The organism is Dyadobacter sp. UC 10 (genome assembly GCF_008369915.1).
Classification (GTDB): domain Bacteria; phylum Bacteroidota; class Bacteroidia; order Cytophagales; family Spirosomataceae; genus Dyadobacter.
In genome coordinates, this window is the sequence record NZ_VSRN01000001.1 from 394,439 (window position 1) to 409,545 (window position 15,107).

General features: G+C 49.4%; 9 protein-coding genes. 8 read left to right on the forward strand and 1 reads right to left on the reverse strand.

Annotated elements, in window-relative coordinates:
• The first annotated feature begins 274 nt into the window (after window positions 1-274).
• The 8 genes from FXO21_RS01365 (at window position 275) to FXO21_RS01400 (ending at window position 14,206) form a co-directional block, all read left to right on the forward strand.
• Window positions 275-1,327, forward strand: coding sequence for a dihydrodipicolinate synthase family protein (locus FXO21_RS01365; protein ID WP_225865523.1), 1,053 nt, complete (start codon window positions 275-277; stop codon window positions 1,325-1,327).
• Between the two features lie 108 nt (window positions 1,328-1,435).
• A complete protein-coding gene (locus tag FXO21_RS01370) occupies window positions 1,436-1,993 on the forward strand; it encodes an RNA polymerase sigma factor (RefSeq protein WP_149638414.1) in 558 nt (185 codons plus the stop codon).
• 102 nt (window positions 1,994-2,095) lie between these two features.
• On the forward strand, window positions 2,096-3,298 hold the full coding sequence (locus FXO21_RS01375; protein ID WP_149638415.1) for a FecR family protein: 1,203 nt from the start codon (window positions 2,096-2,098) through the stop codon (window positions 3,296-3,298).
• 225 nt (window positions 3,299-3,523) lie between these two features.
• The gene (locus FXO21_RS01380) at window positions 3,524-6,874 is read left to right on the forward strand and encodes a TonB-dependent receptor (protein ID WP_192579145.1); all 3,351 of its coding nucleotides are present in this window, start codon (window positions 3,524-3,526) and stop codon (window positions 6,872-6,874) included.
• A 20-nt stretch (window positions 6,875-6,894) separates the two neighbouring features.
• Window positions 6,895-8,544 carry a RagB/SusD family nutrient uptake outer membrane protein gene (locus tag FXO21_RS01385; protein ID WP_149638417.1) on the forward strand — a complete coding sequence of 550 codons (1,650 nt, stop codon included), beginning with the start codon at window positions 6,895-6,897 and terminating at the stop codon, window positions 8,542-8,544.
• 47 nt (window positions 8,545-8,591) lie between these two features.
• Window positions 8,592-11,624, forward strand: coding sequence for a PVC-type heme-binding CxxCH protein (locus tag FXO21_RS01390; RefSeq protein WP_149638418.1), 3,033 nt, complete (start codon window positions 8,592-8,594; stop codon window positions 11,622-11,624).
• Between the two features lie 9 nt (window positions 11,625-11,633).
• Window positions 11,634-12,947 carry a neutral/alkaline non-lysosomal ceramidase N-terminal domain-containing protein gene (locus FXO21_RS01395; protein ID WP_149638419.1) on the forward strand — a complete coding sequence of 438 codons (1,314 nt, stop codon included), beginning with the start codon at window positions 11,634-11,636 and terminating at the stop codon, window positions 12,945-12,947.
• Between the two features lie 38 nt (window positions 12,948-12,985).
• Window positions 12,986-14,206 carry a polysaccharide deacetylase family protein gene (locus FXO21_RS01400; protein WP_149638420.1) on the forward strand — a complete coding sequence of 407 codons (1,221 nt, stop codon included), beginning with the start codon at window positions 12,986-12,988 and terminating at the stop codon, window positions 14,204-14,206.
• Window positions 14,207-14,282: 76 nt separating this feature from the next.
• On the opposite strand, the gene ubiG is transcribed toward FXO21_RS01400, so the two are convergent.
• Window positions 14,283-15,086 (reverse strand): bifunctional 2-polyprenyl-6-hydroxyphenol methylase/3-demethylubiquinol 3-O-methyltransferase UbiG, encoded by an 804-nt coding sequence (ubiG, locus tag FXO21_RS01405; protein WP_149638421.1) that lies wholly within the window; start codon window positions 15,084-15,086, stop codon window positions 14,283-14,285.
• Between the last annotated feature and the right edge of the window lie 21 nt (window positions 15,087-15,107).

A 15,107-nucleotide genomic window follows, 5' to 3' on the forward strand; every position in this document is an offset into this window, starting at 1 on the left:
GGTTTCCATAGAGGTCCGCTGGCTGCTTGTGACAAAAGCATACATGGGAGTAATTACATGTACTTCCTGAGTTACTAATCAGGCCTCCGAGTAGTACTATTTTTAAGTAAAAAATTCATAAAAAGTAAAACCCGTCACCAACAAGTCTTTTTCAAGCACTTCAATGTGAATATTTCTCCAAAAGAATAGCCTTTGCGGCGCAAATGGCGTACACACAATGTGTGAGTCAAAGTAGTTCTCACAACCGTTATAAATCCTAAATCCTGTACGCGAAATGAAAACTCAGAACAAAGTGACCAGAAGGGACTTTCTGGAAAAAATGCCGCCGCTGGCGCTTGGTATCGTCGCCGGAAGCGGGCTTGTATCATCTGCATTAGCACGTAGTACCGCACCATCGGCGGACGAGAAAAAATTCGTCCCGGTCATGGTTACCCCCTTTGGTACAGACCAGAAAATAGACTATGACCATGTCTCCCGGCTAATCGACTTCTACCTTGCCGCAGGAGCAAAAGGCTTTTTTGCCAATTGCCTGAGCAGCGAAATGTATTTTCTGAGTGAACAGGAACGCATTGACCTCACCAGGCATGTCGTGAAACATGTAAATGGAAAAGTCCCGGTGGTATCAACCGGATCTTTCGGCGACACGCTGGCAAACAAGGCGCTGTTTGCAAAGAAAATCAATGACACCGGAGTAGACGGCGTCATTTTGATATCCAGTCACTTCGCCGAAAAAGGTGAAAGCGATGCTGTGCTCATGCAACATTTCGAGCAATTTTTCGCATTGGCCGGAGATATGAAATTGGGTACATATGAATGCCCCTCGCCCTACAAGCGCGTTCTTTCCCCCGAAGTATTCAAGTTCCTGGTTTCCAATAAGAACATGATTTACCATAAGGACACAACCGAAGACATTGCCAAGATTGAGGAGAAACTGGCCGTGGCAAAAGGAACTCAGATGGAGCTGTACAATGCACATGCCGCATCCGCACTAAAATCACTACAAAAGGGAGGACAGGGAATGTCCCCTATTTCCGGAAATTTTTACCCCGAAATACATACCTGGCTTTGTAAAAATGCCAATAATCCCGCCAAAGCCGAAGACGCCAACTGGATCCAGGCTGAAATTACCCGGATGGAGCCTTTGATCTCCAACTCCTATCCTTTGAGCTCAAAATATTTTTTGAGAAAACGCGGTCTGCCCGTTGAATTGGTTTGCAGGGCCAAAGGAAAAATGATTACGCCTGAACAACAACTGGTTCTGGATAAAGCCCACCGTACATTCCTGGATTGGTGCAGCCGGCTCGGCATAGAAGCGGTAAAAGCGTAATGACGAAGGTTCGGGCCGATTATGATTAGCTCGCAGACAAGCCGGTCTCAGAGTATTTTTCCCGGGAAGCAACCTTAACCATTATGATTGCTTTTTTAAAGTCAGCTAATGAGTAGTGAACCTGTTGACGAAATACAAGTATGGAAAACATTTCAGTCAGGTAGCAAAGATGCCTATACCAGCCTGTACCGGCTGCATGTAAAAGCGATGTACCGGTACGGCATGAGCCTCGTACCAGTTTCGGAGGCTTTTGTGTTTGATTGCATTCACGATGTTTTCACTGAAATATGGGTTAAAAGAGAGCGGCTTTCGGTACCGGAAAATATACGCCATTATCTACTGAAATCGCTTAAAGTGAGGATCATACATCTCCTGCACCGACAGGAAAAGTCGCATTCCTCGCTTACCCAGGGTGACTTCGATGATCTCTGGTCAGAACCTTCGGCAGATGAAATCTACATAGAAAAGGAAGCGGCAGATAATCGCCGGGAAATGGTCCGCAGGCTGATCGCTTTATTGCCTCACCGTCAGCAGGAGGCGATAAGGCTTAGGTATGTCGAAAATATGGACTACCAGGAGATCGGCAATATCCTGGCTGTCAACCGGCAGTCTGCACAAAACCTCGTTCACCGGGCCGTTCAAAAACTTCGCGAATGGCTTCAATAGCAGTATTATCTTCTGCTCTTTCAAATTTTTAACTTTTTTTCGATGGCAGGTGAGTATGGCGGGCGCTGTTTTGTTATATACTGATAAATAACAACCGGCAATGTGACTACAGACTACACTTATTTCAGCATCATAGACCTGGCGGTAGACGAAGCTTTTTTGCAGCATTATCTCGATCCTGATTTAGCGTCCAACCAATTCTGGAACAACTGGCTGATCGATAACCCCGAAAAAAGGGGCGATTGGGAAGAGGCAAGAAAGCTCGTGGAGGCAGTGTTGCTTGGATTGACAGATTACACACGCATTTACCTTTCGGAAGAAGCAGAGGAAGCATTGCTCCAACGCATCTGGGCTACCAACCATAGTGTCCTGCCCCAACCGAATGCGGCCCAACCGAATGCGGCCCAACCGAACGCGGCCCAACCGAATGCGGCCCGACCGAATGCGGCCCAACCGAACAAAGGGAAAGTAATTCCGTTGACGATCCGGAAACAAAGCCGCGTGCTGGCGGCGTGTGTGGTGCTAGCTGTGCTCGCGGGAGGTTACTGGCTGATCCGGCATAACAATACCGCAAATTCAATTTATGACAAGCAGGTGTCCACATTGCAGGATCCACTGATTGAAAAGACAAATTCCCTTTCCGAACCGCAGCTGATTTACCTGCCCGACAGTAGCACAGTGCTGCTTTTTCCAGCCAGTAAAATGAGCTACCCGACAACCTACGGAAATCAAATCAGGAACATATACCTGTCAGGGAAAGCAGACTTTGACGTTCGTAAAAACCCGGAAAGGCCGTTTTTGGTCTATGCAAATGAAATCATAACCAAAGTACTTGGCACAAGTTTCCAGGTAAGTGCATTTGAAAAAGACGCAGATATCGTCGTTAAAGTACAAAGCGGACAAGTGTCTGTATACCAGGAAAAAGAATACGTGACCAGCGATCAGCAGCATTCAGAAAAGGCAGGCGTTTTATTGCTGCCCAATCAGCAGGTCGTTTTCAAGCGGACGGGCGAACAGTTCAACAAAGCAATTGTTGAAAACCCCGTCTTGCTTCCCGCCACACCGGCCGGCGCATTTGTTTATGATGAAACGCCTGTTTTGCAGGTATTAAAAGAAATCGAAGTTGCTTACGGTGTCGATATTGTTTACAGCGACGAGTTGCTGCAAAGTTGCGAGCTGACGGCTAACCTTTCCGAGGAACCGCTGCGCGGTAAGCTGGACATCCTATGCCGGTCCATTGGCGCTACTTACGAGATCGTGGACGCGCAGATTATTATTACTTCCAAAGGCTGCAAAAAGATTTGAAGCATATTAATTTCTAAACCCCTGATCCTAAATCACCGCCCGATGAAACAAAACAAATAAACCTGCGTCACAAAAAATAGCCAACGATGCTTGCTCCATCGTTGGCCGGAATTCCTTCCTAACAGCCTTGCCAGACTGACAGGGAATTCTTTGTCCGAACTTTTCAATCATTACGAACAAACAATCAAAAATATGGAACATGCCAGAAATTTACTATTCCTATGTATGAAAATCTCAATGGTGCAAATACTCTTGCTTTGCACGTTTTTCGGCGTTTCCTGGGCTAATGACCTTTCTGCACAGGAATTGCTCAACCGGCGGCTGTCTCTGGATTTGAAGGAGAAAAAGATCAAACTGGTCCTGAAAGAAATAGAAAAATCCGCTGGTGTACACTTTTCGTATAGCCCCCAGGTTATCGAATCCGGCAGGCCGGTTACCATTTCCGTGAAAGATGCAACGCTCGGCGAAGTGCTCAGGCAGCTGCTCACTCCCTTGCAGATTTCCTACGATGTAACCGGGAAGCAGATCGTGCTCAGCAACTCGGAGCAGCCGCCCAAACCGGTAAAAGAAAATAACCCGGGCGTGCAGCAAAGCATAGACAAATCGGTAAATGGCCGCGTGACCGACGAGAAAGGTGACGCATTACCAGGCGTGAGCATTATGGTAAAAGGCAGTAACCAGGGAACCACCACCGACAACGATGGAAATTACAGGCTCACCGTGCCGGAAGGTTCCGTTTTCCTGATTTTCAGCTTCGTAGGATACCAGAGTCAGGAGGTCGCCGTCGACAGGACCGGCATCGATATTCAACTGACGGCGGATATCAAATCACTGACCGAAATGGTGGTGGTGGGCTACGGCGTACAAAAGAAAACATCTGTAACCGCCGCAGTTGCCACATTGAAGGGTGAAGAGGTGGCAGCTATTCCAATTACCAATCTCAGCAATAGTCTGGGAGGAAGGTTATCCGGGGTGATTGTAAAACAAGGTTCAGGCGAGCCGGGGCGGGATGGTTCCAGCATCTTTATCCGCGGGATCTCTTCTACCGGGGCCAATCAGCCTCTTCTGATCGTCGACAATATCCCTAGAAATTTCCAGCATCTGGACCCCAACACCATTGAATCCTTTACAGTTTTAAAAGACGCCGCTGCCGTGGCTCCTTACGGGGTTGCAGGCGCAAACGGTGTCGTACTGGTCACGACCAAAAGAGGCAAAAAAGGCACTCCCAGCCTTTCATACAATGGATATGTGGGTTTTCAAAACCCAACTGCGCTGCCGGACTACGTCAGTGCGCACCAGTTCGGACTTCTGAAGAATGCGGCCGCGGAAGCAGCGGGTCTGCCTAAACCTTACACCGACGACGAACTTCAGAAATTCATAGACGGGTCTGATACCGACAAATACCCCAACCATGACGTGCGCAAGGAGCTCATTTCGAAAAATGCAGTGATCACCACGCATAATATAGAACTTTCGGGAGGCGCAGAACGCATATCCTATTATGCCAGTGTGGGTTACCAGCACCAGGCTGGCATGTGGCCTTCCACAAACAACAACAGATACAATCTTGCACTTAACCTGGACGCTAACGTTACAAACTCTACCAAAATTTCGCTGAACCTGAATGGCCGGGTCCAGAAATCGCTCTACCCTTCTATTAATACCGCGCGGATCTTCGAGCTGCTTCATTACGCACATCCCCAGAACGGGCCTTTGTTTTTCAGCAATGGAATGAATGGCTCCTATGTTACCGGGAGCATTCTGAGCAGCGGCTATCAGCGCAATAATACGACCAGCATTTACACGCAACTCTCGCTGGAACAGCAGATTCCGTTTATCGAAGGATTAAGCTTTAAAGGTACCATCGCCTACGATCCGACGACTGACCTAAGTAAACTCTGGGCGTTGCCTGTACATCTTGCCTCTATCAATACTGCTACAAAGCCCTACGTGATCACAGACGGTATTTTCGGACAAGCGCAACCTTCCCTGAATCAAAGCCTGGCCAAAAATCACCAGTTAACCTACCAGGCAGGCCTGAATTATAACCGCTCTTTCGGAAAAAATAATATCGGCGTCCTCGGACTTTTCGAAGCAAAGGCCAATGAATCCATGAGCCTGGCAGCTTCCCGCAGAAACTACAATCTGACCATCGACGAAATCAATATGGGCAGTTCCAGTAATGCCGATATGACCACCAGCGGAACATCCAGCTCGGCGCGGCAGGTAGGTGTAGTTTACAGGGTTACCTACGACTATGCCGATAAATATCTGCTGGAAGCGAGCGGTCGTTACGATGGCAGCTATTTCTTCTCACCAGAAAAACGGTTTGGTTTTTTCCCTGCATTTTCAGCGGGCTGGCGGTTATCGGAAGAGCAGTTTCTGAAAGGAAAAGTACGCTGGCTGGATAACCTGAAAGTACGAGCGTCTTACGGAGAAGTAGGCGCGCTCGCAGGCAGCCCTTTCCAGTACCTGAGTACCTACAATGTAGTGGGACCCGCTTATGTCATCGGCGGCAACGCGGTGCAATCCGTACGTGAAAGAAACCAGGCCAATCCGAACATTACCTGGGAAAGAGCCAGGAAAACCGATATCGGTCTGGAAGGTACACTATGGCGCGGGCTGCTGAATTTTGAAGTGGATTATTTCTACGAAAAACGCTCCAATATGCTCGTAAACCCGGATGTAGTACTTCCGCTGGAATACGGCATCGGACTGAGCCAGGTAAACGACGGAATTATGGACAACCGCGGTTTCGACCTTTCTATCGGATCCAATTACCGCGTTTCCAACGATTTGCAGCTATCGCTTTCCGGAAACCTTACCTATGCCAAAAACAAAGTACTTCAGGTTTTCGAAACGGCTACTACATTCAATAACCCTAACAGAAGAGTGACCGGCAGGCCGCTCGGCACCCAGTTTGGTTTTCATTCCCTGGGCTTTTTCCAGGTTGAAGATTTTGACGAGGCAGGAGCGCTTAACCCCGGCATCGCCGTGCAGCCCTGGGGGAAAGTTCAGCCGGGAGATATACGCTATGAAGACATGAACAGCGACGGCAAGATCAATGATGATGATATTACCACGATCGGCGACCCGGTATCCAGTCCACGCATTATATATGGCATTGCGCCAAACATCAGATATAAAAACTTCAACCTGGACCTGCTTTTCCAGGGCGCTGCGAAAACCAATTTTTATTACGATATGGATGCAGGATGGGCCTTCTTCAATGGAATGGGTGCATTCACAAACCACATGGATTACTGGACGCCTGAGAACCGCAATGCAAGCAACCCGCGCATCACAGCCGCCCCTACCACGAACAATACCCAGCGGTCGAGCTTCTGGATGGGCAATGCGAGATACCTGCGGATGAAAAGCGCAACGCTCGCCTACAATGTACCGGCTTCGGTTGCCAAAAAGATCAGGACACAAAGTGCCCGGATTTATGTATCTGCCCAGAATCTGTTTACCTGGACGCCGCTTCGCAATTTTGATCCGGAGGTAGGCAACTCTCTCGGCCGGGGTTACCCGCAGCAAAAAGTAACTTCGATAGGTCTCAACATTACTTTTTAAACCCGCTAATCCACCATATCATGATACATTTCAAAATCATTCGCAAATACAGTGGTAAGTCGCTATTTCTCCTGTTGCTTTTGGCGCAATTCTCCTGCTCCGATTTCCTGGAAGTGGAGTCGAGGGAGCAGGTTTCTGATGCTACCTTGTGGCAAACGTCAGGTAATGCAGATCTGTTTTTGAACAATGTCTACTCCGGTCTGCCTGGCCCGTTCAATACCTATGACCCGGGCGAGAATTTTACCGACAATGCGATGAATGGTGTAAACGGAACCGCCAGCAGGACACTCTATGCCAATTCGGTCTATACCCCCAGCAATACGCCGAATGTGTGGAACCTGTATAACAGCATCCGGGCCGCCAACCTGTTTATCACGAAAGCAACCGCCTCGCAGCTTCCCGACGACTGGAAAAAGTTGCGGATCGCCGAAGCGCGGTTTGTGCGGGCTTACTATTATATGTTGCTGTGGACCAACCACGGCGGCGTCCCGATTATCACAGATGTTTTGAACCAGAATGAACAGGGCGACGAGATTTTCCGGGCACGCAATACCGCCGAGGAAACTTACCAGTTTATCGTGACCGAATGCGCCGCCATTGCAAACGATTTGCCCGCTACCGCACAAGCCGGCCGCGCGTCCAAAGGTGCTGCATTGACATTACAGGGTTTTTGTGAATTGTACCAGGCAAGTCCGCTTTACAATCCTTCGAATGACAAAGCCAAATGGTTGCAGGCGGCCCAAACCAATAAAAAAGTGATGGATCTGGCCAGTTACACGCTTTTTCCAAACTACGAAACAATGCTCCTGGAAGCCAGCAACAACAATAGCGAGATCATTTTCACCAAACAATACCTGGGCGGAACTTCACTCGGAGGCGGCAAGGAAGGCTTGCAGGGGCCCTGGATCGTGGGCGGGATCCAGCGTGCATACGGCGGTGTAAATCCCACGCAGGAGCTTGTGGACGAATATGCGATGGCGAACGGTCTGCCCATTTCCGACCCCGCTTCGGGTTACGACCCCCAGAAACCGTATACCAACCGGGAAAAGCGGTTTTACCAGTCGGTTATTTATGACGGGGCGTTTTGGGTCGACCAGGAAATGGTCATGAAACAGGGCGTCGGAAGTCGGAATGCGACAGATTTGAGTAATACCAATGAGGCTACTAATACCGGATATTATCTCAAAAAAGGCCTCGACCCGAAATATGCCGTAAACGGAGACCACAAACTCAGCAGCGCAAACTTTGTGATCTTCCGCTATGCCGAAGTGCTTTTGAGTTACGCAGAAGCACAAAATGAGGCAGTCGGACCTGACGCGTCGGTGTATGAAGCGATCAATGCGGTGCGAAAAAGATCCGAGCTGCCGGCATTAAAAGCAGGCCTCACACAAGCACAAATGCGCGTTGCCATTCACAGGGAGCGGCGTATCGAGCTGGCTTTTGAAGAAAAAAGGTGGTACGATTTAATGCGTTTGAAACTGGCTGAGAAAAACCTGAACGGTTCGGTGCATGCGATGGTCATCGAGCAGACAGGCGGAAAGTGGGTTTACAAAGTAGTACCGGCGCCAGATGGAGCAAGGGCATTTTTTGCAAACAAAAATTACCTCTTTCCTATTCCTCAAAACGCCATTGACAGAAATTCAAAACTGACCCAGAACCCTAATTATTAAGTATATAGAGAAATAATTGGTCAGTAATTCATTAAAAACATTTGCTAATGACTATTTCAAAACTGCTTGGCGCCTGCGTATTGCCGCTTTTACTGATTACAACTACCGCAAGCTTACACACCCAACCGGCTTCACGCGAAGTACCACCTGAAAAGGCGCTTGCTACATTCCAGCTGCCCGATAATTTCCAGATAGAGCTTGTCGCCAGCGAACCGCTGCTTTCGGATCCCGTGGCGATGGAAATCGACGAGTATGGCCGCATGTATGTGGTTGAAATGCACGGATATCCGCTGGATAAGAGCGGTACCGGCAAAGTAAGGCTGCTAGCGGATTCGGACGGGGATGGAAAAATGGACAAAACAACGGTTTTTGCTGAAAATCTGGTGTTACCGACCGGCATTATGCGCTGGAAAAAGGGTATACTGGTTACGGATCCGCCTAATGTACTGTACCTGGAAGATACCGACGGTGACGGCAGCTCGGATGTGCGGGATACATTGCTGACCGGGTTTGCGATGTCGAACCCGCAGCATAATTTCAACAACCCTGTTCTTGGGATCGATAACTGGATTTACCTGGGGCACGAGCCTGCTGTGACGGCCAAAGTTTTTCAGGAAGAGTTCGGAGACCGCGGCGGCGAGATCCTTTATCCGAAAGAAAAAGACGGCAAAAAACTCCCTCAAAATGCGCTGGGGCGCAGCGTTCGCTTTAATCCCGACAAAAAGGACATTGAAATTCTATCCAGCTACACCCAGTTTGGCCATACGTTCGACAAATGGGGCCGGTACCTGCTGGTGAGTAATGCCAATCCGGGCTACCACGAAGTGATCGCCGCACGTTACCTCGGCCGAAATCCCGATCTGCTGGTATCCAATGTAACCCAAAGCATGTCCGATCATTCTTCGGAGGTGTTCCCGATTACCAAAAATCCATTGCACCAGCTGTTGACCGACGTGGGCGTTTTTACTTCTGCCTGCGGCATTACCAGTTACCAGGGCGGACTTTTCCCCTCCCCTTTTGATAGCATTACTTTTGTCGCAGAGCCTGTCAGCAACATTGTGCATGCGGATATTATCCGCGACAAAGGCGCCAGTTTCAGTGCCAGCCGGGTTTATAAAGACAACGAATTTCTCGCCTCAACTGATTCCTGGTTCCGGCCGGTGAATATGTATGTGGGGCCGGACGGCGCCTTGTACGTGGTGGATTATTACAGACAGATCATCGAGCACCCAGAGTGGATGGCCGAAGATGTGATCAAATCGGGCGCGCTTTATAATGGTGTGGACAAAGGCAGGATTTACCGCATTACGCCAAAAGGAACGCCAAAAGCTTCCTGGACAAAAAACCTGAAATTAGGCGATGCTTCGGACGAAGAACTGGTTAAGCAATTGGCTAACCCTAATATCTGGTGGAGAAGAAACGCGCAACGCCTGCTGCTGGACAGAAACGCGGTAAATGCTATATCGGCATTAGAGAAAATGGCGACGAATCCAGCCTCGTCTGCGGGAAGACTGCATGCATTATGGACACTGGAAGGACTAGGCAATCTCAGTAGTAAACACATTATCAATGCATTACAGGACAAAGAGGCGGGTGTAAGGGAAAATGCTATCAAACTGGCAGAACTACATCTCGAAAAATATCCAGCACTTGCTGCGAATTTACTCAGCCTGAAAAATGATCGCAATGCCAAAGTCAGGTTTCAGCTGCTTTGTACGCTCGGCTCGGTCAATACGCCGCAGGCTGCGGAAGTACGGCAGGCGATTTTGTTTAAAGATTTGAATGATCCCTGGGTACAAATCGCAGCTTTATCGGCCTCCACGTCCGGCAATGGTGTTTTGATGGATGCGGTTTTGAAGAATTATAAATCTGAAATACCCGCTTATGCCTCGTTGGTGGAGCGGTTGAGCACGATGACGGGTACCAGCGGAGATACAGTCGCGATTAAAAAGCTGGTTAAAAATGCATTGACTTCTCCGACTTCAAAAACGAGCACTGCGGCTAAATCAGACTGGCGGCCGTCGGTTTTATTTGGTTTGGCCCAAAGTATGAAAAGGCCGAAAGATCCGGGCGCGTTGAAAGACACGAAATCCACGCTATTGCAGGCGGCGCTTTCCAATCCGTCAGCAGCTTTGCGCGAGGCAAGTTTGCGGTTGCTGAAAACAACAGGTTTGCCGCAAACCAATGAATCCGGGCTGGCTATGCAGCGATCGGCCAAAGTAGCCGCCGACCCGGCTGCCGCGCCCGACAGGCGAAACGATGCAATCCAGTTTTTGTCTCTTGATAACCCAGCGAAATACGAGCAGATCCTGAAAAAACTGATCGCGCCCAACGAACCCCGGGCTATACAGCTGACCGCATTAAAAACACTGAGTTCCATTCCTGATGAAACTGTGAGCAAGTTTTTACTGGAAAACTGGCCCTCACTTACGCCGGATTTGCGGGATGCGGCGATCAACACCTTTATGGTCAACGACAAGCGCATCAAACTCCTGCTCGATGGGGTTGAATCCGGAAAAATCCATCAGGAAAGTATAGGCTGGCCACGAAGTGTAGGACTGATGGCGCAGGGAAATGAAGCATTGAGAAACCGGTCCCGGGCATTGCTCACCAAGAAAAACGACGCGCGGGCGGCTATTATCAAAAAATACAACCAGGCCCTTGACCTGACCGGAAATGCATCCGCCGGCAAGTTGGTTTATCAGAAGAATTGCTCGGTATGCCACCAGATCGGCGGCGGCGAAGGTGTCGCTTTCGGTCCCGACCTGGGTACCATCCGCAACCGGCGGCCGGAATCGATCGTCGGGGATATTCTGGATCCTAACCTTTCTATTGCCGACGGATATGATATCTGGCTGATCGAGCTCAAAGCGGGCGAATCGATGCAGGGATTGATCGCCAACGAAACGCCGACTGCGATTACGGTGAGCAATTATGGCGGACAGAAAACAGTGATTGGCCGGAAAGATATCAAGTCGCTGAAAGCGCTGGGCATGTCGAGCATGCCGGCCGGACTGGAAGCCGAAATTGACCAGCAGGCGATGGCCGATTTGCTGGCGTACATCAAACAACCCAAATAAGATACCGATATGCGAAACCTCAATATGCGTTTTTCCCTCATTTGCGTTCTTCTTGTCCATATTTTTAATGCAAATATTTCTTTTGCCCAAAATTTTCGCGCATCGGTTGTGAAGGTGGATATTACGCCTGACAACTCGCAGCAACTACTTGGATATCAAGCCAGAAAATCGACCGGCGTGCACGACAATATCTACCACCGCATTGTCGCCATGGACGATGGAAAAACGCAGTTTTACATTATTTCCACTGACATCTGTCTGATTTCGCCGTCGCAATACGATAAGCTGACGGCCAAACTGCAAAAACAGCTGGGTATCAACCCAATGCATGTATGGTGGGCCGCTACGCACACGCACTCTGCGCCCGAAGTAGGTCCGGCGGGACTGCCTTCCGTGTTTCTGGGAGACCGCTATAAGCACGACTTTGATGCAAAATATACCGATATGGTCGAACAGAAAATCATCGACGGAATGACGGAAGCAAAGAAAAACCTGGTACCTGCGAAACTGGGAACCGGCTGGGGATTATCCAACGCAAACATCAACCGCCGCGCCAGGGGTATTGACGGAAAAACAAGTCTGGGCATGAACCCCGACGGCCCTGTCGACCGGCGCATTGGGTTGCTCCGGCTGGAAAAAGCAGACGGCAGCCTGCTTGCATTGATCGCCAACTATGCCATGCACGGCACCGTCATGAGCGGTGAAAACCTGCTGATCAGCGGAGATGGGCCTGGAATCGTTTCGGAATATGTTGAGGAGAAAACCGGTGCGCCACTTTTGTACATCAATGGTGCCGCCGGCAATATCGCCCCGATTTATAGTGTATACCCAAGTCCGGGCGCCGGGCGCCTGAATCAGTTCAAGGCGATGCTGGGCGAAAAGATCCTGGAAGCGAATAAAACGATTTCGGCCACCACCAATGAAGTGACGCTCAAAGCGGCCGGTACCATCGTGGAAATTCCCCGGAAAGAAGGCTTAGGCTGGCCGGACGATCTGGGCAATTACACCCGCACCACCAAGGCGGGCGTGAAAATGATCAAACTGCCCGTCCGCTTTCTTAAAATCAATGACGACGTAGCCATATGGAGCGCCCCGCTCGAATTGTTCTGCGAGATTTCCAATGAAGTGCGTGACCGGTCCCCATTTCCCTATACCTTCTATTTCGGGTATACGAATGGGTGGCTGGGCTATTTGCTGGCGGAAGAAGAGCTGCAATATGGCGGCTACGAACCGACCGTTTCACCCTACGCACCGGGTGCAGCGAAGTCATTGACGGAAGCAGTCGTCAATTACATTCAGGGGGAAATGCGCAGCGGACACTAGTATTTTTTATCAATCCTAAACCCGATAACTTTTTTAATATGAAGCATTTAATCGCATCTGCATTGATACTGAGCTGCTTTTTGACAGAGCAAACCATTGCACAGAAAAAATCCTTCACCTGGCCTCAGGGCAAGCAAATGGCGATTAGTCTGAGCTTTGACGATGCAAGGCTCAGTAACGTAGATGAAGGCACTGCATTACTCAACGAATATGATGTAAAAGCCACTTTTTACCTCGTCCCTAATAATGCAAAAAAGCGGCTGGAAGGCTGGAAAAAAGCGGTCGCGAGCGGACATGAAATCGGGAATCACTCGATTAACCACGCTTGCAGCGGCAATTTCGTGTGGGCAAGGGCAAATCCGCTGGAAGATTATACCCTGGAAAAAATGCGGGAAGAATTGATCGAAACCAACAGGCAGCTCAAAGATATGCTTGGTGTGACGCCTACGGTTTATGCCTATCCCTGCGGTCAGACTTCCATCGGGCGCGGGAAAAACACGCAGAGCTTTGTTCCTGTCATTTCGGACCTTTTCCTGGCCGGGCGCACCTGGCTTGATGAAGCGCCGGTTGACCCTGCGTACTGCGATATGGCGCAGCTTACCGGCGTGGAAACGGACGGAAAGAGCTTTGAACAAATCCTGACTATGATCAAAGATGCACGAAAAAACGGCCAGTGGCTGGTTCTTGCCGGACACGAAACGGCTGCATCAGGCCCGCAGACTACCCGGCTGGACGTACTGCGGGAAATTTGCGCCTATGCCAAAGATCCTGCAAACGGGATCTGGATTGCCCCTGTCGGGGAAGTTGCTGCTTATGTAAAAGCTGCCCGGGATACCATCAATATCCCTGAAATGGTGGGGACGAACAGTGAAGGAAAACTTGTTCTGACTGCCAACACCGGAAAAGGGATCGGTCCAAAAATCCAGTATATGCCCGAATGGAAAGCGTTTGGGTGGTTTACCGCAGCAGATCGGGTGGAATGGGACGTGGATGTGGCCAAAGCAGGCAAATATGAAATTCAGATGGAATGGTCAGTTGATGACAAGGAGGCTGGAAAACCCTTTACTGTGGAAGTGGGCGGAACGAAATATGCAGGCAAAGTCGAAAAGACGGGCTCATGGGAAACATTTCGCAGAAAAACAGTAGGCCACATTCAACTCTCTTCCGGAAAGCAAAAGCTGGTTTTCAGGCCAGCTTCGCAATTCAAAGACGGTGCACTGCTTGATTTGAGAGGGATTGAACTTGTGCCTGCAAAATAATTTACAGATTAAGCTGCTTCATCATGCAGGCACACGCTCCCGTCCATTTTGCACGCACAATCCGCGAGAGCTGTTATCAATACTTCTTCACCGCATAGCCGGCGTAAAGTATATTCATATCATCGCTCTCAACCAGGCGGAATTTTTGCCCAAGTTCCACAAAAGTCCATTCCCCTTTAACCCGTTTTCTGAGGTAACTCAACATTTTAGGAATTGGTACATTCGGCTCGGAGCCTCTGTGTTCTTTCCACTCGAAACCGTTCTTTGCCAAAAGACCTTTTATTTCTTCCGGTTTGATAAACATTTTCCATACGTGCAGGTTAGGCGGCATAAATGCCCATCGTTTCCATTCCTGCCAAATTTTGATGGCGACAAGCTTGCTGATAAACGTTCTGTTGAGTGTGTCATAAAGGAACACACCACCGGGTTTAAGCACTCTTGAAATCTCAGAAATAACCTTGGGTAAATCTGCAACGTGTTCCAGCACGTCACAGCAAAACACGCAGTCGAACGACGCGTCGGGATAAGGAAGATTCTCTCCGGTTCCTTTATCATAGGTGATATCAAGCCCCATGGCTTTCGCGTGACCTGCCGCAGCACGGATAGACTCCTCCGCTGGCTCGATACCGGTTGTGATAAACCCCATTCTGCAAATTTCCTCGGTCAGTATCCCGCCCCCGCTGCCAACTTCCAGGGCGGTTTTGCCTTTTGGATCAAAGTTGAGCTTCTTTAATGCGTCAGCAGCGACGCCTACCCGCCACGGATTGACGGATGTTTTTAAGATATGCAAAACATTCTCCGGGTTCCACCACAGGTCGCCTTTCCCGTTGTAAAGATCGTTGTCTATCTGGCTGTACACTTCCGGTGCTATCTTTTCCATTTGTTTCTGGATTAATTGGTT